The 19,753-nt window shown below is 64.3% G+C and carries 15 protein-coding genes and 1 CRISPR repeat array; of the genes, 2 read left to right on the forward strand and 13 right to left on the reverse strand.

The genetic code is table 11. From position 1 onward, the window contains the following. Positions 1-4: 4 nt before the first annotated feature. The 12 genes from leuB to VGK27_00745 all read right to left on the reverse strand — a co-directional run bounded on the left by leuB (position 5) and on the right by VGK27_00745 (position 11,835). Positions 5-1,096 (reverse strand): 3-isopropylmalate dehydrogenase, encoded by a 1,092-nt coding sequence (gene leuB / locus VGK27_00690; protein ID HEY3488618.1) that lies wholly within the window; start codon positions 1,094-1,096, stop codon positions 5-7. A 5-nt stretch (positions 1,097-1,101) separates the two neighbouring features. Continuing rightward, positions 1,102-1,602, reverse strand: a complete 501-nt coding sequence (locus tag VGK27_00695) for a 3-isopropylmalate dehydratase small subunit (protein ID HEY3488619.1) — start codon at positions 1,600-1,602, stop codon at positions 1,102-1,104. Positions 1,603-1,990: 388 nt separating this feature from the next. Then, positions 1,991-3,247: a 3-isopropylmalate dehydratase large subunit gene (gene leuC, locus VGK27_00700; protein ID HEY3488620.1), complete on the reverse strand. Its 1,257-nt coding sequence runs from the start codon at positions 3,245-3,247 to the stop codon at positions 1,991-1,993. Then, positions 3,234-4,088 (reverse strand): CDP-diacylglycerol--serine O-phosphatidyltransferase, encoded by an 855-nt coding sequence (gene pssA, locus VGK27_00705; GenBank protein ID HEY3488621.1) that lies wholly within the window; start codon positions 4,086-4,088, stop codon positions 3,234-3,236. Before pssA ends, leuC begins: the two co-directional genes overlap by 14 nt. Beyond that, on the reverse strand, positions 4,085-4,756 hold the full coding sequence (locus VGK27_00710) for a phosphatidylserine decarboxylase family protein (protein ID HEY3488622.1): 672 nt from the start codon (positions 4,754-4,756) through the stop codon (positions 4,085-4,087). Before VGK27_00710 ends, pssA begins: the two co-directional genes overlap by 4 nt. Before the next feature lie 12 nt (positions 4,757-4,768). Then, positions 4,769-5,785, reverse strand: a complete 1,017-nt coding sequence (ilvC, locus tag VGK27_00715) for a ketol-acid reductoisomerase (protein ID HEY3488623.1) — start codon at positions 5,783-5,785, stop codon at positions 4,769-4,771. Between the two features lie 55 nt (positions 5,786-5,840). Continuing rightward, positions 5,841-6,314 carry an acetolactate synthase small subunit gene (gene ilvN, locus VGK27_00720; GenBank protein HEY3488624.1) on the reverse strand — a complete coding sequence of 158 codons (474 nt, stop codon included), beginning with the start codon at positions 6,312-6,314 and terminating at the stop codon, positions 5,841-5,843. 196 nt (positions 6,315-6,510) lie between these two features. After that, positions 6,511-8,205, reverse strand: coding sequence for a biosynthetic-type acetolactate synthase large subunit (gene ilvB, locus VGK27_00725; protein HEY3488625.1), 1,695 nt, complete (start codon positions 8,203-8,205; stop codon positions 6,511-6,513). Positions 8,206-8,251: 46 nt separating this feature from the next. Next, a complete protein-coding gene (gene ilvD / locus VGK27_00730; protein HEY3488626.1) occupies positions 8,252-9,904 on the reverse strand; it encodes a dihydroxy-acid dehydratase in 1,653 nt (550 codons plus the stop codon). 104 nt (positions 9,905-10,008) lie between these two features. Beyond that, the gene (locus VGK27_00735; protein ID HEY3488627.1) at positions 10,009-10,227 is read right to left on the reverse strand and encodes a YdcH family protein; all 219 of its coding nucleotides are present in this window, start codon (positions 10,225-10,227) and stop codon (positions 10,009-10,011) included. Positions 10,228-10,377: 150 nt separating this feature from the next. Beyond that, positions 10,378-11,586, reverse strand: a complete 1,209-nt coding sequence (locus VGK27_00740) for a type II toxin-antitoxin system HipA family toxin (protein HEY3488628.1) — start codon at positions 11,584-11,586, stop codon at positions 10,378-10,380. Between the two features lie 3 nt (positions 11,587-11,589). Next, complete coding sequence (locus VGK27_00745) at positions 11,590-11,835, reverse strand: helix-turn-helix domain-containing protein (GenBank protein HEY3488629.1); 246 nt, start codon at positions 11,833-11,835, stop codon at positions 11,590-11,592. 264 nt (positions 11,836-12,099) lie between these two features. On the opposite strand from VGK27_00745, the gene VGK27_00750 reads away from it, so the two are divergent. Continuing rightward, positions 12,100-12,405, forward strand: a complete 306-nt coding sequence (locus tag VGK27_00750; protein ID HEY3488630.1) for a hypothetical protein — start codon at positions 12,100-12,102, stop codon at positions 12,403-12,405. Between the two features lie 104 nt (positions 12,406-12,509). Continuing rightward, the gene (locus VGK27_00755; GenBank protein HEY3488631.1) at positions 12,510-13,607 is read left to right on the forward strand and encodes an ATP-binding protein; all 1,098 of its coding nucleotides are present in this window, start codon (positions 12,510-12,512) and stop codon (positions 13,605-13,607) included. 6 nt (positions 13,608-13,613) lie between these two features. Then, a CRISPR array of direct repeats spans positions 13,614-18,459; the repeat unit is 29 nt; unit sequence CGGTTCATCCCCGCGCTCGCGGGGAACGG. A 371-nt stretch (positions 18,460-18,830) separates the two neighbouring features. On the opposite strand, the gene cas1e is transcribed toward VGK27_00755, so the two are convergent. Further along, positions 18,831-19,751, reverse strand: coding sequence for a type I-E CRISPR-associated endonuclease Cas1e (cas1e, locus tag VGK27_00760; GenBank protein HEY3488632.1), 921 nt, complete (start codon positions 19,749-19,751; stop codon positions 18,831-18,833). Between the last annotated feature and the right edge of the window lie 2 nt (positions 19,752-19,753).

The raw sequence follows: 19,753 nt of genomic DNA on the forward strand, positions 1-19,753 counted from the left end.
CTGGTCACCTCACCGAGTTGATGATTGCCTGACGGACCTTCTCGCCCATCTCTCTCGTGCCGACCTTCGTGATGCCGGGGCCTTCGCGGAAGATATCGCCGGTACGCCAGCCGTCGGTCAGCACCTTCTCGACCGCGCGTTCGATCAGCGCGGCCTCGTTCGGCATGTCGAACGAATAATTCAGCATCATGGCCATGGACAGGATGGTGGCCAGCGGGTTCGCAAGCCCCTTGCCCGCGATATCGGGGGCGCTGCCGTGGATCGGCTCGTACATGCCGACCCGGCCGCCGAGCGACGCCGACGGCAGCATGCCGATCGAGCCGGTGATCATCGACGCCTCGTCGGTCAGGATGTCTCCGAACAGGTTAGTCGTGAGGATGACGTCGAACTGGCGCGGGGAGCGGATGAGCTGCATCGCGCAGTTATCGACCAGCATGTGGACCAGCGTGACGTCGGCGTAGTCCTTTGCATGCACCTCGGAGACAACCTTGCGCCACAGCTCGGTTGCCTCGAGCACATTGGCCTTGTCGACGGAGGTGACGTGGTTGCGACGCTTCCGGGCCAGGTCGAACGCCATTCGCGCCGCCCGCTCGATCTCGGGACGGGTGTAGATCTCGGTGTTGATGCCGGTCTCGACGCCGTCGATCATGGAGACGCCGCGCGGCTCGCCGAAGTAGATGCCGCCGGTCAGCTCGCGCAGCACCATGAGGTCGATCCCCTCGACCAGCTCGCGCCGCAGCGGCGACGCGTCGAGCAGCGGGGCGAAGACCTTGGCCGGGCGGATATTGGCGAACAGCCCGAGATTCTTGCGGAGGCCGAGCAGCGCCCGCTCGGGGCGGACGGCGAACGGCAGGCCGTCCCACTTGGGACCGCCGACCGCGCCCAGAATGACCGCATCCGACGCCTCGGCCAGCGCCATCGCCTTGTCGGTCATCGGCACGCCGTGGGCGTCGTAGGAGCAGCCGCCCAACAGCTCGGACTCGGTCGAAAACAGCTTCTTGCCGGCGACCGACTCGATCGTCTCGAGCACCGCAAGCCCCTCGGCCACGACCTCGGGGCCGATCCCGTCACCCGGAAACACGCAAAGTTTCTTCATCTCGATCAGGCTCCCTTCTTCAGTCGCGCAGCCGTCCAGTTGAGCAGGCCGCCCGTCGCGATCAGCTCCTGCATGAAGGCCGGGATCGGGACGATGGCGTATTCCTTGCCCTTGGTCGCGTTGCGCAGGATGCCCTTCTCGGTATCGAGCGACAGGGCGTCGCCGGCCTCTATCTCGTCGACCGCCTGCGGCGCCTCGAAGATCGGCAGACCCATGTTGAACGAGTTGCGGTAGAAGATGCGGGCGAACGACCTGGCGATGACCGCCGACGCGCCCGACGCCTTGATCGAGATCGGGGCGTGCTCGCGCGACGAGCCGCATCCGAAGTTCTTGCCGGCGACGATGAAGTCGCCGGGCTGAACGCCCTTCGCGTACGACTTGTCGATATCTTCCATGCAGTGCGACGCCAGCTCCTTCGGGTCGGAGCTGTTGAGGTACCGCGCCGGGATGATCACGTCGGTGTCGACGTCGTTCCCGTATTTCCAGGCCTTCCCTTTCAGTTCCATATCGCCATCGCCCCCTCGCAAATATTTCGTTTCATTGTGAAGCGGATGCCCCTCTATTCCTTCGTTCCGGGGAGGGGGGCCGTTCACTCCGTAGTCAGCCGCAACACTTCTATCCATCGGCACTTCGCTCAGACCCACCCGCCACTTCGCTACGGATGCAGCGGGCATCCGCCGTTGCCGTCATGACGGAGCCGTCGCACTTCCCGGCCGGCGCAGCGGCTCGGGGTGCCCTTGGCGGGGGCGTGTGCCCCGAGCGTTCTGGGGCGCCAGGGATGGCGCCGCGAGCCTGGGCACCCGAGGCGCAGGACGGGAATGGATACCCGGACAAGCCGTCCCCCGCCAAGGGTACCCCGCGACGCGGAGTGGGCCGCGCCGTGCGTCTACCCGCTTACAGCTCGTCGGGGCCGCCGATGTGGCCCAACACCGCCGACGCGGCGGCGATCACCGGATTGGCGAGGTAGACCTCGCTCTCGGGATGCCCCATCCGGCCGACGAAGTTGCGGTTGGTGGTCGCGATCGCGCGCTCGCCCTTGGCCAGAATGCCCATGTGGCCGCCCAGGCAAGGGCCGCAGGTCGGCGTCGAGAAGACCGCGCCCGCGTTGACGAAGATGTCGACCAGCCCTTCGTGGAACGCCTGAAGGTAGATCTTCTGCGTACCGGGGAAGATGAGCATCCGGACGCCGTCGGCGACCTTGCGGCCCTTCATCACCTCGGCGGCGGCGCGCAGGTCTTCGATCCGGCCGTTGGTGCACGACCCGACAACCACCTGGTCGATCCGGACGTTGCCGACCTTGGACAGCGGCCGCGTGTTCTCGGGCAGGTGCGGGAAGGCGATCTGCGGCTCGAGCGTCGACAGGTCGACGGTCATCTCGGCGGCGTATTTCGCGTCGGGATCGACCGTCTCGACGATGTACTTCTTCCCCTTGGCGTGCGCGTCGGCGTATTCCTTCGTGATCGCGTCGAACGGGAAGATGCCGTTCTTGGCGCCCGCCTCGATCGCCATGTTGGAGATCGTGAAGCGCCACGCCATCGGCAGGTACTGCAAGCCGTCGCCCGCATATTCCATCGCCTGGTAGAGCGCGCCGTCGACGCCGATCTTCCCGATGATGTAGAGGATGATGTCCTTGCCCTGGACGCCCTTCGCCGGCTTGCCCACGAGGTTGATCTTGAGCGTCTCGGGCACCTTGAGCCAGACCTCGCCCGACACCATCGCCGCGCCCAGGTCGGTGCTGCCCACGCCGGTCGAGACCGCGCACAGGGCGCCGTAGGTGCAGGTGTGGCTGTCGGCGCCGATCACCAGGTCGCCGGGGACCACCAGCCCCTCGTCGGGCAGCAGGACGTGCTCGATCCCCATCCGGCCGACCTCGAAGTAGTTGACGATGCCGAACTCCTGTGCGAACTCGCGCATCAGCTTGACCTGCTCGGCCGACTTGATGTCCTTGTTCGGCGCGAAGTGGTCGGGGACCAGCGCGATCTTCGCCTTGTCGAACACTTCCTTGACACCCACCTGCCGGACCGCGTCGATCGCGATCGGGGCGGTCACGTCGTTGGCCAGCGCCAGGTCGACCTTGGCCAGGATCAGCTCGCCGGCCGTCACTTTTATTTTTCCCGCGTGGCGGGCGAGAACCTTTTCAGTCAGCGTCATGCCCATCTTCGTTCCCTTTCTCGTTATCATCCGTATTTTTCGTGCGGCCCCGCCGCATGGCGCCGATCAATTCGCCGACCGGCCCGGAGATGATGTAGCCGGTGATGGCGAAGAAGATCATGATCTGCGGCTCGGAGAAAAGCAGCAGCGTCCCGAAGATGAACACGACCAGCGTGTTGAACGGCCGCTTCAGGAACGGGTCGAGATCCTTGAAGCTGTTGAATTTCACCGTGCTGACCATCAGGAACGCCAAAATGTAGATGGCCAGCAGCACCACGAAGGGCCGGTAGGCGTCCATGGCCGCCGAGACGCCGGACAGCCACCCCAGAATATCTGAGCGCGATCCCCCGCTCTCGATCTCGATGTGCTGCAGGTAGGTGATGAAGAGGATGCACGACGCCACGAAGGTGGCGGCCGCCGGGATCGGCAGCCCGTTGAACTTCCCCTTCTCGACCGTGTTGACCTGCACGTTGAAGCGCGCCAGCCGCAGCGCCCCGCACACGAGGAACAGGAACGCCGCGAGCCAGCCCCACCGGTCGAACGGCGACAGCGCCCACCCGTAGACCAGGAACGCCGGCGCGACGCCGAAGGAAACCAGGTCGGCGAGCGAATCGTACTCGACGCCGAACCGGGTGGTCGTATGCGTCATGCGCGCCACGCGGCCGTCGAGGCCGTCGAGCACCACGCCCGCGATGATGGCGAAGGCCGCATGTTCGTACCGCCCGAAATGGGTCTGGACGATCGAATAGAACCCGGCGAACAGCGAACCCGACGTGATCAGGTTCGGCAGGACGTAGACCCCTTTGCGGAGACTGTCCCCCGCGCGATGCCTGCGGCTCAATGCAACACCCCGATGATCGTTTCGCCCGCGATCGTCTTGTCGCCTACCTGGATGCCGGCGGCGAAGGACGGGGGCAGGTAGACGTCGACGCGCGATCCGAAGCGGATGAGCCCGACGCGCCCGCCCCGCCGGACCGGGTCGCCCGGCTTGACGTCGCAGACGATGCGGCGCGCGATGAATCCGGCGATCTGGACATAGGTCACGGGCACGCCGCCCGGCGTCTCGATCGTCACGCCGTTCTGTTCGTTTTCGAGGGACGCCTTCTCGGCGTTGGCCGCGAAGTACTTCCCTTTATTATAAAGCACCCGGGTCACCCGCCCTGCGACGGGCGCCCGGTTGACATGCACGTTGAGCGGGGTCATGAAGATGCACACCCGCTTGCCGGGGGCGTCGAGGTATCGGCCCGCCGGCACATCGCCGACGTCGATGACGGTGCCGTCGGCCGGCGCGAGGACGCTGCCGCCCGGATCGGGCGGCGGCGTCCGCACGGGATTGCGGAAGAACCAGAGCGAGAAGGCGGACAGCAGCAGCAGGACCGCCGCCGCAGGCCACCCCCGCGGGTACAACCACCACACCGCGGCGCCCAGGACGAGCGGCACCAGGATGAAGGGCCACCCCTCGGGGGCGATCATGCCGCCCGCCCCCCGCAGCGGACTTTCGGGACTCAAACCGCCCACTCCCTAGTTCTTGTTCTTGTCGACGATCTTGTCTTTCATCCAGGGCATCAGCGCGCGCAGCCGGGCGCCGACGGCCTCGATCGAGTGCTCCTGGCCCTGGCGGGCCAGCGCGTTGAAGCGCGGGCGGCCGACCTGGTTCTCGAGCAGCCACTCGCGGGCGAAGGTGCCATCCTGGATCTCGGCCAGGATCTGGCGCATCTCGTCCTTGGTGTCTTCGTTGACGACGCGGGGACCGCGCGTCAGGTCGCCGTACTCGGCGGTGTTGCTGACCGAGTAGCGCATGTTGGCGATGCCGCCTTCATACATGAGGTCGACGATGAGCTTGAGCTCGTGGAGGCACTCGAAATAGGCCATCTCGGGCGCGTAGCCCGCCTCGACCAGCACCTCGAAGCCGGCCGTGACCAGCGCCGACGCGCCGCCGCAAAGCACGGCCTGCTCGCCGAACAGGTCGGTCTCGGTCTCTTCCCGGAAGGTGGTCTCGATGACGCCGGCGCGCGCGCCGCCGATGCCCGCCGCGTAGGACAGCGCCAGGTCGCGGCTCTCGCCGGACGGGTCCTGGTGGATCGCGATCAATGCCGGGACGCCCTGTCCCTTGACGTACTGCGCGCGGACCAGGTGGCCCGGCCCCTTGGGAGCGACCAGGAAGACGTTGTTGTCTTTCCGGGGGACGATCTGCCCGAAGTGGATGGCGAACCCGTGCGCGAACACCAGGCTGGCGCCCTGCTTGAGGTTCGGGGCGATCTCGTCGCGATAGATCGCCGCCTGGTGCTCGTCGGGCAAAAGCAGCATCACGACGTCGGCCTTCGCGGTGGCCTCGGCGACCGTGGCGACGTCGAGACCCGCTTCCTTGGCCTTGCGGACGCTGTCGCTCTCGGGACGGAGGCCGACGATCACCTTGACGCCGCTCTCTTTCAGGTTGTTGGCGTGGGCGTGCCCCTGGCTTCCGTAGCCCAGGATCGCGACCGTCTTTTTCTTGATCAGCTCGGGACGGGTGTCGCTCTCGTGGTAGACCTTGACCATGTTCTTTTCCTCCATTTATGGGATCTGTTTCGTCGATTGACGGATCGGTCGGGGGTCACCCGCGTGCGATGGCGATCTTGCCGGTCCTCACGATGTCCTTGATGCCGACGGGACGCAGGAGCGCGAGGAAGGCGTCGACCTTCGCCTCGTCCCCCGTCATCTCGATGGTGTAGCTGCGCGGCGCGACGTCGACGATCTTCCCGCGGAAGATGTCGACCAGGCGGAGCACCTCGGTGCGCGTCTCGTTCTCGGCGTTGACCTTGACCATGATCATCTCGCGGTCGACCGTGTCGGTCCCGGAGAAGTCGACCACCTTGATCACCGGGATCAGCTTGTTGAGCTGCTTGAGGATCTGTTCGATGATCTGGTCGTTGCCGACCGTGACGATCGTCATGCGCGAGATGGTCGGGTCGGCCGTCTCGGCGACGGAGAGCGATTCGATGTTGAAGCCGCGGCCGGAAAAGAGCCCCGCGACCCGGGAGAGCACCCCGAATTCGTTTTCGACCAGGACTGATATGGTATGTCGCATCGGCATCCCCTCCTAGGGCCTGGCCATGGATAAGTTGGCCGAGATTGCGCACAGATTTAGGGCAGATTCGGCTTGAGCCGATTGAGCCAAACCGGAGGCGTAGTTGAAACTACGGTGAGGATTTGGCGATTGAGGCTCATCCGAAGGTGCCCTGAAGATGGGATGCAAGATGGTCAGGTTATCCATGGCCAGGCCCTTAGACCAGCAACATGTCGGTGAGCGCCGCGCCTGCCGGCACCATCGGGTAGACGAGCTCGTTGGGATCGGTCTGGATGTCGATCATCACCGGGCCCGGGGTCGCGAAGCCCTTCCTGAGCACGCCCTCGACCTCCTCGGGCTTCGTGGCGCGGAAGCCGGCGGCGCCGTACGCCTCGGCCAGCTTGACGAAATCGGGGATCTGCGGAAGGCAGGTCTGCGAGTATTTCGCGTCGAAGAACAGCTCCTGCCACTGGCGGACCATGCCCAGCGCCCCGTTGTTGAGGATGACCACCTTGACCGGCAGCCGGTATTGCATGGCGGTTGCCAGCTCCTGGATGTTCATCTGGATGCTGCCGTCGCCCGCGATGTCGATGACGAGCGCGCCGGGCAGCGCCACCTGGGCGCCGATCGCGGCCGGCAGCCCGAAGCCCATGGTGCCGAGCCCGCCCGAGGACAGGAAGGTGCGCGGCTTGTCGTACTTGTAGAACTGCGCCGCGAACATCTGGTGCTGCCCCACCTCGGTGGCGATGACCGCCTTCCCCTTCGTCAGCTCGTAGATCTTCTCGACCACGAACTTGGGATTGATCTTGCCCTTGCCCTGCTTGTACCGCATCGGATGCGTCGCTTCCCAGCGGGCGATCTCATCGCGCCACGGAGCGACCCGCTTTTTGCAGGCCGCGGCCACCTTCGGCGCCTTGGCCAGCTTGAGCATCTTCTTGAGGACGTCCTTGACGTCGCCGACGATCGGGATGTCGACCCGCACGTTTTTCTGGATCGAGGTGGGATCGATGTCGATGTGGACGATCTTGGCGTGCGGCGCGAAGGCGGCGATCTTGCCGGTGACGCGGTCGTCGAAGCGGGCGCCCACGGCGAGGATGATGTCGCTGTGGGAGATCGCCATGTTGGCCGCGTAGGTGCCGTGCATGCCGAGCATCCCCATGCAGAGCGGGTCGGTGCCCGGGAAGGCGCCCATCCCCATCAGCGTGGTGGTAACCGGGATGCCGAGGAGGCGCGCGAACTCGGTCAGCTCGGCCGCCGCGTTGGAGAGGATGACGCCGCCCCCGACGTAGAGGACCGGCTTCTCCCTTTCCTCGAGCAGCCGCATGGCGCTCTCGACCTGCTTGGGGTGCCCCTCGTAATTGGGATTGTAGCCGCGGAGCTTGACCTCCTTGGGCATGGCGTACTCGGCAGAGGCCATGAGGACGTCTTTGGGCATGTCGACGAGCACGGGCCCCGGGCGCCCGGTGGAAGCGATGTAGAACGCCTCTTTCATCACGCGCGCCAGGTCGGCCGTGTCCTTGACCAGGAAGTTGTGCTTCGTGCAGGGGCGCGTGATGCCGACGATGTCGGCCTCTTGGAACGCGTCGTTGCCGATGAGCGGTGTGGGGACCTGCCCCGAGAAGACCACGATCGGGATGGAATCCATGTAGGCGGTGGCGAGACCGGTGACGGTGTTGGTCGCGCCCGGCCCGGAGGTGACGAGGCAGACGCCGACCTTGCCCGAGGCGCGGGCGAATCCGTCGGCCATGTGGACCGCGCCCTGCTCGTGACGCGGCAGCAGATGGCGGACCTTGGTGTTCTTGAACAGCTCGTCGTAGATGTTGATGACGGAGCCGCCGGGATAGCCGAAGATCACGTCGACGCCGAGGTCGGCCAGCCCCTTGACGAATATTTCCGCACCGGTCAGTTTCACAGCGTTGCCCCCTTTCACTGCGGCCGTGCTTTCATCCAGTCGTTCGCTATCGGACGACGGCCCCCTCGTCGGCCGAGCGAACCAGCTTGGCGTAGCGCGCCAGGTAACCCCGCTCGATCTTGGGGTGGGGCGCCTTCCATGTTTTCTTGCGCCGCGCCAGCTCGGCCGCGGAAACATCAAGCGTCAGCTTGCGCTTCGGGATGTCGAGGATGATCGTGTCGCCGTCCTTGACCAGCGCGATCGGCCCGCCGTCCGCCGCCTCGGGCGAGACGTGGCCGATGCAGGGGCCGCGCGTGCCGCCCGAGAAGCGCCCGTCGGTGACCAGCGCGACGCTCGTGCCCAGCCCCATCCCCATGATGGCCGAGGTGGGCGAAAGCATCTCGCGCATGCCGGGGCCGCCCTTGGGCCCTTCGTAGCGGATGACCACGACCATGCCCGCCTTGATCTTGCCGCCCATGATGGCGGCCATCGCGTCGGCTTCGGCGTTGAACACCTTGGCTTTTCCCTTGAACTCGAACATCGACGGGTCGACCGCGGAATGCTTGACGACCGAGCCGTTGGGCGCCAGGTTGCCGGTCAGCACCGCGAGGCCCCCTTCGGGCCGGACCGGCTTGTCGAGCCGCCGGATGATGTCGTCGCCGACCGGCTTGCCCTTCTTCGCGATCTCCTTGATGTCGAAGCCCGAGACGGTCGGGTTCTTCTTGAGTTTGGGCAGCAGCCGGTTGAGGATGGCCGGGACGCCGCCGCAATACTCGACGTCTTCCATGAGGTCGGGACCGACCGGCGTCACCGTGGTGAGCTGCGGCGTTTCGCGCGCGATCCGGTCGAACTCGGAGAGCGGCAGGTCGACGCCCGCCTCGCGGGCGATGGCCAGCAGGTGGAGCACCGTGTTGGAGGAACCGCCCAGCGCGACGTCGACGCGGATGGCGTTCTCGAATGCCGCGCGGGTCATGATCTTGCGCGCCGTAACGTTCTTGCGCACCAGCTCGACGATCCGCTCGCCGGTCGCGAAGCCGATGTGCCGCTTCTTGGCCAGCCCCGCGATGGCGGTGGCGCAGCCGGGCAGCGACATCCCCATGGTCTCGGTCAGGCACGCCATGGTGTTGGCGGTGTAGAGCCCCTGGCACGAGCCCTCGCCGGGGCACGCCTCGGCCTCGAGGTGCCGCAGCTCGGACTCCTTGATCTCGCCCCGCTGGAAGCGGCCGACCGCCTCGAAGGTGTCGTTGATGAGCGACAGCCGCCGGTTGCCCATCCGGCCGCCCTGCATGGGGCCGGCCGTCAGGACGATGCACGGGATGTCGAGCCGCGCCGCGGCCATGAGCATGCCGGGCGTGATCTTGTCGCAATTGGTCAGCAGGATGAGGCCGTCGAGCGCGTGCGCCTCGGCGACGGATTCGACCATGTCGGCGACCAGCTCGCGCAGCGGCAGCGAGTAGTGCATGCCGGCATGGCCCATCGCGATGCCGTCGCAGACCGCGGGGACACCGAAGATGAACGGGTAGCCGCCTCCCGCGTGGACGCCGTTCTCGGCAACCCGCTCGAGCGCCCGCATCCCGACGTGGCCGGGCACGAGGTCGGTGAACGACGACGCGATTCCGATGAACGGCTTGCCCATCGATTCCTGGGGAACGCCTGCGGCGCAGTAGAGCGCCCGCGCGGGCATCCGCTCCAATCCTTTTTTCGTCCGGTCACTTCGCATGGTTATCACCCTTTCCAGACGGCAAATACAAAAACGCCGCCGCAGGGCCCCCCGAAATTGGCGGGCCCTGCGTAGCGATCGCTCGTTTCGTCGAGATGAGCGGCTTACTGCGCGTTCAGTAGTTCGGCGATCTTGTCTTTCTTGGCCAGCTTCAGTTTCTGAAGGCGTTTCCGCTCGACCTCTTCATCGGGGAGGAGGTAGACTTTCCGGTCGAGTTCCCGGAGCGCATCGTCGAGAACCCGATGCTCTTCGACCAGTTCCCGGATCCCGGGATCGTCCACGATCAGTGCTGCCAGCTTGGCGTCCATGGTGGCCTGGTCCATCGTCACCTCCGTGACTGGATAGTGGTAGTTCAGTCTAACAAAGGAAGGGCCATATTACAAAGCCCGCCGGAAAGCGCGCATTTTGCCCCCGACCGCGACGGTCCCGCCCTCGGGAGGGCGCCGCCAAGCGAGGGATACAGTCGGCCCCTGCTACGGAAGGGTCTTCGGGTGCGCCGAAAGTCCCTCCAACCCGGCCCGCCACGCCGCGAGCATCCCCTCTCCGACAGGGACGAACCCGGGATGATCGGCCATGTAACGCCGTACTTCGTTTTGCGTTCCGTCGACCGCATCCACAACGCGGTCGATGATCTCGCGTGCCTTTCCCGGCGGGATGGAAAGGTGGAGAACGGCGAACTTCTCGAGCGTTTTCCGGGGCCACCAGATCTTTCGTCCCTCGAGCGTCAACGCCGGAACGTCGCTCTTCAGGTACGCGGTCGTCGTCACGATGTCATAAACCGGCGCAAGGCGGACCGGCCCCTTCGCATCGTCATAAAGGACGCCGAAGTTCTTCAGGTGCGCATCGCCGTTGCGGACGGCCACGGAGAGAACCAGGGCACCGAAGAACCTTTCCCGCGCCTCGGTCCGATGTTCCGGCGACACGAAATCGGCGATCGACTTCGCCGCCCTCTCGTAGCTCCCGGCATACTTGCCGTCGGTCCCCAACCCCTGCAACGAACAGAAATCCTCGAAGCCGTGCGACGACCCATCAGGACCGATGTCGAACCGCTTCATCACAAAAAGACCGCCGTTCTCAGCAAGATGAAATTCGGGAGTCGCCAGCCCCGCCTTCCGCGCCGCCGTCATGCAGAGGAACTCGTTTGCCCCGAGCTGGGGAAATTCGCCTCCCCACGACTTGACGATGAAGCCGGAAGAAACCGCCGTCGCCCGTTCGGTCGCCGGGAGAAGGACCTTCGGTTGGACGCCGGAAACCCCGGACCGAAGCGCGTAGCGAGCGACGAGTTCATTGAACAGTTCGATCGCGTCGGGGAACGAAAGTATCTCCTCCAGCGACTCGGGCTCGGAGGGGAACATCGGCGCGTCGTCTTCCACGCGCGAAAAACGATTTCTCCCGATCGGGTTCCCGCCGACGATTCGGAGGACCGTCAGATCGTCGGTCCCGGCGACCTTCGCGATCGCACTCCGCACCGCGACAAGCAGCGCCCCTTCGGGAAGATTCATCTGGAATACGGGATGGAGGTCACGGCTCTGCCAACTCCTGAGCCGAACCGGCATCGTCAGGGAGACCGCGTCGGACGGCAAGGCGTCGGGATGATACGCAAACACATAATCGTCGGCCCGCTCGAGCCTCCCTGCCTTGCGGAGTCCGACCCAGACCGCCAGGGACCGAATCCCGGCCATCGCCTACCGTTCCTCCCGGATCTCTTCAAGCGTAGGCGGAGCCCCCGCGGGTCTCGTTGTCAGCTCAAGTCCCAACCGGTCGAGGATTCGAATCACCTTCCGGATGCCCAGTTCCTGAACCTTGCCGCTTTCGAGCAAGGAGAGGGTTGTCCGGGAGATTCCGACCTCGGCGGCAAGCGTCGCCTGCGTCAGGCCCTTCCCCTTCCTGGCCTCAAGCAGCTGATTTCCGATCCTCTTCAAATCATCCATTTGCACATTATACGAAACATATATTCCAAATACAACCATTATGCAGTCTATACAAAACATCTGGGATATCCCGGCCGCAGAAGGGAATACGGAACTCGCGCTGCTGCGGAATATCGCCCCGGGCGTCACCGCTGCTCGCCGCCTTCCCTAGCCCAGCAGGAAGTCGAAGTCCTCCCGCGTGATGGCTCCGCCGCCGCTTCCCCCTGCATCCTCCAGCAGTTCTTGGAACAGCTGCCGCTTGCGGCGGAGGCACGTGCGGGGGGAATGGGCGCAGCCCTGGACTCGGGGGAGATCATCGTCATGGCAAGCGGGACACCGGTTCAGGACCCGGCCATGGTGTCGAGCAACGCATTCATGGCGGGAGTCGGGGGCATGGGAATGCATTATCCGTCAGAAGTACCCTGTCTGGAAATGGTCGGCCATCCGGGCCGGCATCATGGAAATCGCCGATTTCAACGCCTCGAATTCGCTCAAAAGCAACTTTCCGGCAATTGCCTTGATCACGCCTTCGGTAACCGCGCTTTCTATCCGGCGAGTCGGGCGGGGAATGCCCCCAAGAACGTATTGTAATTCGAATTGACAATATGTGCCAAAATGCATAACCTTTCGTTATGATTGAAAGATCGGCTCACCACACGTTGTTTCGGTTGGCGCGGGGATTCCCCGTTGTCGCCATGACTGGTCCTCGCCAGTCCGGCAAGACGACCCTCGCCAAAATGGCGTTTCCCAATAAACCGTACCTGTCACTGGAAGACCCGGACATGCGTGCGCTTGCTGAAAGTGACCCCCGTGGGTTGCTGGCGCGCTTTCCCGATGGGGCGATTCTGGACGAAGCTCAGCGTGCTCCGGAACTGTTTTCTTATCTGCAGACGCGGGTCGACGCGGATTCGCGCGCAGGCCTGTTCGTGTTGACCGGCTCCCAACAGTTCGGCCTGCTGTCCGGCATCAGTCAATCTCTAGCCGGCCGAGTCGGGTTGGTGCAATTGCTCCCGTTTTCGGCCGAGGAACTGAAAGCGGCGAAGTGCCTTCCCGGGAATCTCGACGAGTTGCTCTTTCGAGGCCTGTACCCGCCGCTGTACGACCGGGATATTCAGCCGGGCGACTGGTATGCCGGCTACATGACGACCTATATCGAGCGAGATGTGCGCCAGTTGATCAACGTCCGCGACCTTTCCACGTTTCAGCGTTTCGTCAAGATGTGCGCGGCACGTACCGGGCAACTGCTCAACCTCTCTTCCCTTGCTTCGGACTGCGGCATCTCCCACAACACGGCGGCATCCTGGATTTCAGTGCTGGAGGCGAGTTATATCATCCACCTGCTTCGACCCCATCACCGCAATTTCAACAAACGTCTCGTCAAGTCGCCCAAGCTCTATTTCTGGGATGTCGGGCTGGCGGCATGGCTGCTGGGAATCCGGGAAGTTGGGCAGATCGCATTCCACGCCCAACGCGGGGCGTTGTTCGAGACCTTTGTAGTGGCGGAGTTTCTCAAGGCGCGATTCAACCGCGGATTGCCGTCGAACCTGTTCTTCTGGCGCGACAGCAAGGGGCTGGAGATCGACCTGGTCATTGAAGAAGGCGAAACACTGACGCCGGTCGAAATCAAATCGGGACAGACGATCGCGCCGGATTTTCTCGACGGTCTGAAACGGTGGGCGGCACTCTCCGGCACGGAGAAGCACCCGGTCTGGCTCGTGTACGGCGGCGACAAAGAGATGATTCGCGGACTCGCAACCATCCTCCCCTGGAACGATTTCCGTCGCTTCCAGTGAATGGTTGCCCTCGTCCCCGCGCTCGCGGGGAACGGAGCGAAGGTCGAGCCGGAGCCGGCGGAACCGACGGTTCATCCCCGCGCTCGCGGGGAACGGCCGACTCTTTTCCGTATGCCGACGGATCTGTTCGGTTCATCCCCGCGCTCGCGGGGAACGGCTCGGTATCCAGTGCATTATTCACAATTCAACCGGTTCATCCCCGCGCTCGCGGGGAACGGCCAGAGCCGCCCGATCCGCCCGGGTGGACCATCGGTTCATCCCCGCGCTCGCGGGGAACGGTGCTCGACGACCGGCACCGGGAAGAACGCCCGCGGTTCATCCCCGCGCTCGCGGGGAACGGCTGGTCCAGGCCGCGCTGGCGGTGCTTGAGGTCGGTTCATCCCCGCGCTCGCGGGGAACGGGCAAAAAGCAAATGCTTTTTCATCGTCGTCTCCGGTTCATCCCCGCGCTCGCGGGGAACGGTTCGGCATATCAGCTGGCCTTGGCTTCGGAGTGGGTTCATCCCCGCGCTCGCGGGGAACGGGCGACATTCCCGTCGGCAAGGATCGCCACCGTCGGTTCATCCCCGCGCTCGCGGGGAACGGGAAGAAAAAGTCGAGGCGAATATCCTCGTCGTCGGTTCATCCCCGCGCTCGCGGGGAACGGTGTCAAGGTTGCGCTATCCGATTTCTCAAAACCGGTTCATCCCCGCGCTCGCGGGGAACGGCTTTGAGCAGGATGCCGTTAACCCTATATCCTCGGTTCATCCCCGCGCTCGCGGGGAACGGGGCCAGAAGATCTACATCCCCAAGGGGATCAGCGGTTCATCCCCGCGCTCGCGGGGAACGGACCGCCGCGATGTCGGCTGTCGAAGTCGAATCCGGTTCATCCCCGCGCTCGCGGGGAACGGAGCTCCTTGGTCGCCGCCGTGTTCACCATCGACGGTTCATCCCCGCGCTCGCGGGGAACGGTGTTCGCCTATAAGGTACGGGCGGGCGGGCGCCGGTTCATCCCCGCGCTCGCGGGGAACGGATATTTGCAGGACCCGTCAAGCGTGCCGTTTTCGGTTCATCCCCGCGCTCGCGGGGAACGGGATGCCTTCTCGGGGGTCGACCCGCAGGTGGCCGGTTCATCCCCGCGCTCGCGGGGAACGGAGTGGCAGGAAGTGCCGAACCTCCGCCATCCCCGGTTCATCCCCGCGCTCGCGGGGAACGGCCGCTTCCGTCGGGACATAGTTTCCCTGGTTTCGGTTCATCCCCGCGCTCGCGGGGAACGGCAATGCGTCACACGTTAGATGATCATCTAACGCGGTTCATCCCCGCGCTCGCGGGGAACGGGTTTTCGGCTCGCAAAAGGCGCAATGCGGTTTCGGTTCATCCCCGCGCTCGCGGGGAACGGTCGATCTTTCCATTGTTCGTTGGCGCTCGATGCGGTTCATCCCCGCGCTCGCGGGGAACGGGCTACACGGTAAACATATCCGCCGGATACAGTCGGTTCATCCCCGCGCTCGCGGGGAACGGCTTTGCGGCAAACCATTATGTTAGGCCGGGGGCGGTTCATCCCCGCGCTCGCGGGGAACGGGCGAACAGCCAGTGCGCGACGGGCACGGAGAGCGGTTCATCCCCGCGCTCGCGGGGAACGGTGGAATTGCGGATTTCTGGTCACCATACGGGGCGGTTCATCCCCGCGCTCGCGGGGAACGGCATGAGCCGAGAACGCTCAAATACTACGCCGACGGTTCATCCCCGCGCTCGCGGGGAACGGGATGGTGGCGAAGCGCAACGACGTGTCTTCCCCGGTTCATCCCCGCGCTCGCGGGGAACGGCAATGCCGTCGTCAAGGGGAGATCAAAGGTTTCGGTTCATCCCCGCGCTCGCGGGGAACGGGTTGATTTCCTCGTCGAACATCTCGGGGAGGTCGGTTCATCCCCGCGCTCGCGGGGAACGGGCTTGGCCCTTGTGCTTCCACATCTTCGCGGCCGGTTCATCCCCGCGCTCGCGGGGAACGGTACATGGCACCGACCGGAAAATGGCAATTCAACGGTTCATCCCCGCGCTCGCGGGGAACGGTTCTTCAACATCGCCGGGAAATTTGAAGACGCCGGTTCATCCCCGCGCTCGCGGGGAACGGTGAAAATCGCACCCGGTCTCCGGGTGGACCGACGGTTCATCCCCGCGCTCGCGGGGAACGGCGACGCCTGACCCCGGGGACGGGAAGCGCCGACGGTTCATCCCCGCGCTCGCGGGGAACAGAGGTTGTCGAACATGATCCGCGTATTCGGCATCGGTTCATCCCCGCGCTCGCGGGGAACGGTCCTACCCCGGCGTTTCCAAAAGTACCAACGGCGGTTCATCCCCGCGCTCGCGGGGAACGGTGTGGGGGCCGCTGAAAATACAAGACAACGTCCGGTTCATCCCCGCGCTCGCGGGGAACGGGGGCAATGCGACGGACGTATGGACCGCACCGTCGGTTCATCCCCGCGCTCGCGGGGAACGGACGGCGGCGGTCGGCGCGAGAAACCCGTCCGCCGGTTCATCCCCGCGCTCGCGGGGAACGGATCCAGGAGTGCCGGGGCGGGATGGTGTTTTTCGGTTCATCCCCGCGCTCGCGGGGAACGGAACGCCATGCTCGCCCCAATGACGGCGGCCCCCGGTTCATCCCCGCGCTCGCGGGGAACGGGGATCACGTCGTCATGGATAGGTTCGGCGTCCCGGTTCATCCCCGCGCTCGCGGGGAACGGTTATCCGGGCGCTCGCACCGATCGATGAACCGCGGTTCATCCCCGCGCTCGCGGGGAACGGTGGCGAGCTCGATCGCGGACCAGGTGTAACCCCGGTTCATCCCCGCGCTCGCGGGGAACGGTCGATGAGGATGCTGCTCGGCGTGCTGCTCTCCGGTTCATCCCCGCGCTCGCGGGGAACGGCCTAGTAATATCTACTAATGTCCCCCATCCCCCGGTTCATCCCCGCGCTCGCGGGGAACGGTATATTTTTTTCGTCGGCCTTGCATAGTCTACGGTTCATCCCCGCGCTCGCGGGGAACGGATACGGGCCATGTCCCGGCCCGGCCGAGCAAACGGTTCATCCCCGCGCTCGCGGGGAACGGGCCAGCGCGTCGTACCTGAAAAACCTAGACATCGGTTCATCCCCGCGCTCGCGGGGAACGGATCCTGAGGGAACAAGCTTAATGCGTGATGTTCGGTTCATCCCCGCGCTCGCGGGGAACGGAGCATTTAAAGCGATATTGCTAACTAAATTCCCGGTTCATCCCCGCGCTCGCGGGGAACGGAAAAATCCCGTCCTCCTCTCACCATGAAAGACCGGTTCATCCCCGCGCTCGCGGGGAACGGTTTCCCGCCCCGGATAGATACCGGGTAATCGACGGTTCATCCCCGCGCTCGCGGGGAACGGCACCATGCAGTAATACCAGCGAAAGCACCCGACGGTTCATCCCCGCGCTCGCGGGGAACGGCCGAGAGATATCCAAGAAAACAGGTAAACCCGCGGTTCATCCCCGCGCTCGCGGGGAACGGAAATTTAGATAACTTAATAACTTTCATGATGGCGGTTCATCCCCGCGCTCGCGGGGAACGGCTTCTGCTTGCGCTTTGCTCCCGATTCGCTATCGGTTCATCCCCGCGCTCGCGGGGAACGGAATTTTTCCGAACGATTGCGCCAGTCGTATGACGGTTCATCCCCGCGCTCGCGGGGAACGGATCGCCCACAACATATCTTCAACCCCGTTGGTCGGTTCATCCCCGCGCTCGCGGGGAACGGACGGCACCCGAATACCGATTCGCCTGCTCGAACGGTTCATCCCCGCGCTCGCGGGGAACGGTCGCCAAACCTTCGAATGTGTCCCAGTTCGACCGGTTCATCCCCGCGCTCGCGGGGAACGGCAACCTCACGCTTGCCGAAGCGCCGAAACCCACGGTTCATCCCCGCGCTCGCGGGGAACGGGTGCGGGTGATGACCTCCAACTCGGCCAACGCCGGTTCATCCCCGCGCTCGCGGGGAACGGGGTCTGTCCGATGCGGATAGGGGGCATGATGTCGGTTCATCCCCGCGCTCGCGGGGAACGGGGGTACGGCGTGCTGGGGCTGTCGCGCTCCGGCGGTTCATCCCCGCGCTCGCGGGGAACGGATCCGGCTCCGGATCCGCTCAAGATCGACACGCGGTTCATCCCCGCGCTCGCGGGGAACGGTTCCGCTGTGGACACGTAGGCGCGGCGGCGATCGGTTCATCCCCGCGCTCGCGGGGAACGGGAGATCGTCGTACTCTCCCGGATGAGGCCCACCGGTTCATCCCCGCGCTCGCGGGGAACGGCCCGCGTGTTCCTTCCCAACGATACGCACTCACGGTTCATCCCCGCGCTCGCGGGGAACGGGCCATCCAGCCGCAGCACGAGGCCGGGAACATCGGTTCATCCCCGCGCTCGCGGGGAACGGAGTCCCCCGGGAACCACCGGTAATATCCATCGCGGTTCATCCCCGCGCTCGCGGGGAACGGATTGGCGCTCGATTACGTGTTGCCAAGGGTTACGGTTCATCCCCGCGCTCGCGGGGAACGGTCGTCGGTGTAGATAACCCCGGTCAGCGCGTCCGGTTCATCCCCGCGCTCGCGGGGAACGGAACCCCCACTTCGCGTCGGCGTAGACCTCGCTCGGTTCATCCCCGCGCTCGCGGGGAACGGGGGGCGGCGGGCTCCTGGGGAGCGGACTGCGCGGTTCATCCCCGCGCTCGCGGGGAACGGTGGACGGCCCGCACGGAATCGGTGAACCCCATCGGTTCATCCCCGCGCTCGCGGGGAACGGTCGTCGTAGCCGACCGATACCACGGCGGACGACGGTTCATCCCCGCGCTCGCGGGGAACGGACTTCGCGTAAGCACGCGAAGTCATAGACATATAATTGACTGATTATTTCCACCAATAAATTGCGCTCTAATCAAATGTCAAAGATCATCTCCTAATCGCTTACAGCTATTCACTCGCTGGCCTGAAGGAAATCAGCTTTAGCCCGTCGAATTCAGTCGGCAAACGGCGATTAGTGCCGCAGGTCTCGAAATCGAAACCAGGCTCATTAGGGGCACTCCAGGTCATCACTGCATTCCCCTCGCCTATGCCCTTTTCCACTTGCACCCAGATCATTTCCCGCACCCTTCTCGAAACATTTCCGACATAAACTCCAGCTCGGATCTCAAGCAACCAGACTGCCAGGCGACCTCGTAATCTGGGCTGGGCATTTTCAAGCACGATGACCAACATCGCCCAACCTTTCTTTTTCGGGAATCGCGGGGGGGACGGCATCCTCCGGCGGCTCCGGGATCGGGAGTCCTCCCGCAGAAAGCACTTCTTCGATCGTCGGAATGATCCTGGACAACAGCCTTGAGGCACGAAAGATATCTCGGCAAGCAATGCGGACCGCTCTTTCCGGGGATGAAGGATTACTTGCCGCGATTCGAAATGCGGTCGGGACAACGGTTTCAAATTTGAATATGTCGGCAATGTCATAAATAAACGATTGGGGTTTTCCCGAATGAATGAATCCGACCGCGGGGGCGTATCCGGCGGCAAGAACACATGCTTCTGTGATCCCATATAGGCAGGCGGTTGCAGCGCTCAAGCATCGATTGGGGAGATCACCGCTCTCCCAGGTTGTATAGTCGTAGTTTCTGTTTTTCCATTCGACGCCGAATTTTCTGGCAAGCAGCTCGTATGTTTTCCGAACACGCACGCCTTCAATACCTCTGAGTTGATCGACACTTCGTCTTTCGGGAGGGTCCTCTCCGAAACGCATCGCGTACATCTTCCTGACGACCTTGAGCCGCGCGTCGGGATCAAGAGCCAGTTTCGCTTGATACAGAAGTCGGTCAGCCCGCGCCCCGCCAGGTTGCCCCGACGCGTATAGACGAACTCCCGCCTCCCCGACCCAAACCAACAGACAACCGACCCGCGCAGCCAGGACAACGGCGGCGTGGGAAACACGCGTCCCAGGTTCCAACATGAGACATCCAACAGAGCCCACAGGAATATGCGTTCGAATTCCATTCTTGTCGATCAGAACGAACGCACCATCGAGTACATCCAGCTGTCCGTACTCAACGAAGAGCACCGACACCCGGTCCTTCATTGGAATAGGCTTGAGTGGAGGAAGGATCGGTTCCATTC

Source organism: Candidatus Deferrimicrobiaceae bacterium, assembly GCA_036504035.1.
Classification (GTDB): Bacteria; Desulfobacterota; Deferrimicrobia; order Deferrimicrobiales; family Deferrimicrobiaceae; genus JANXPS01.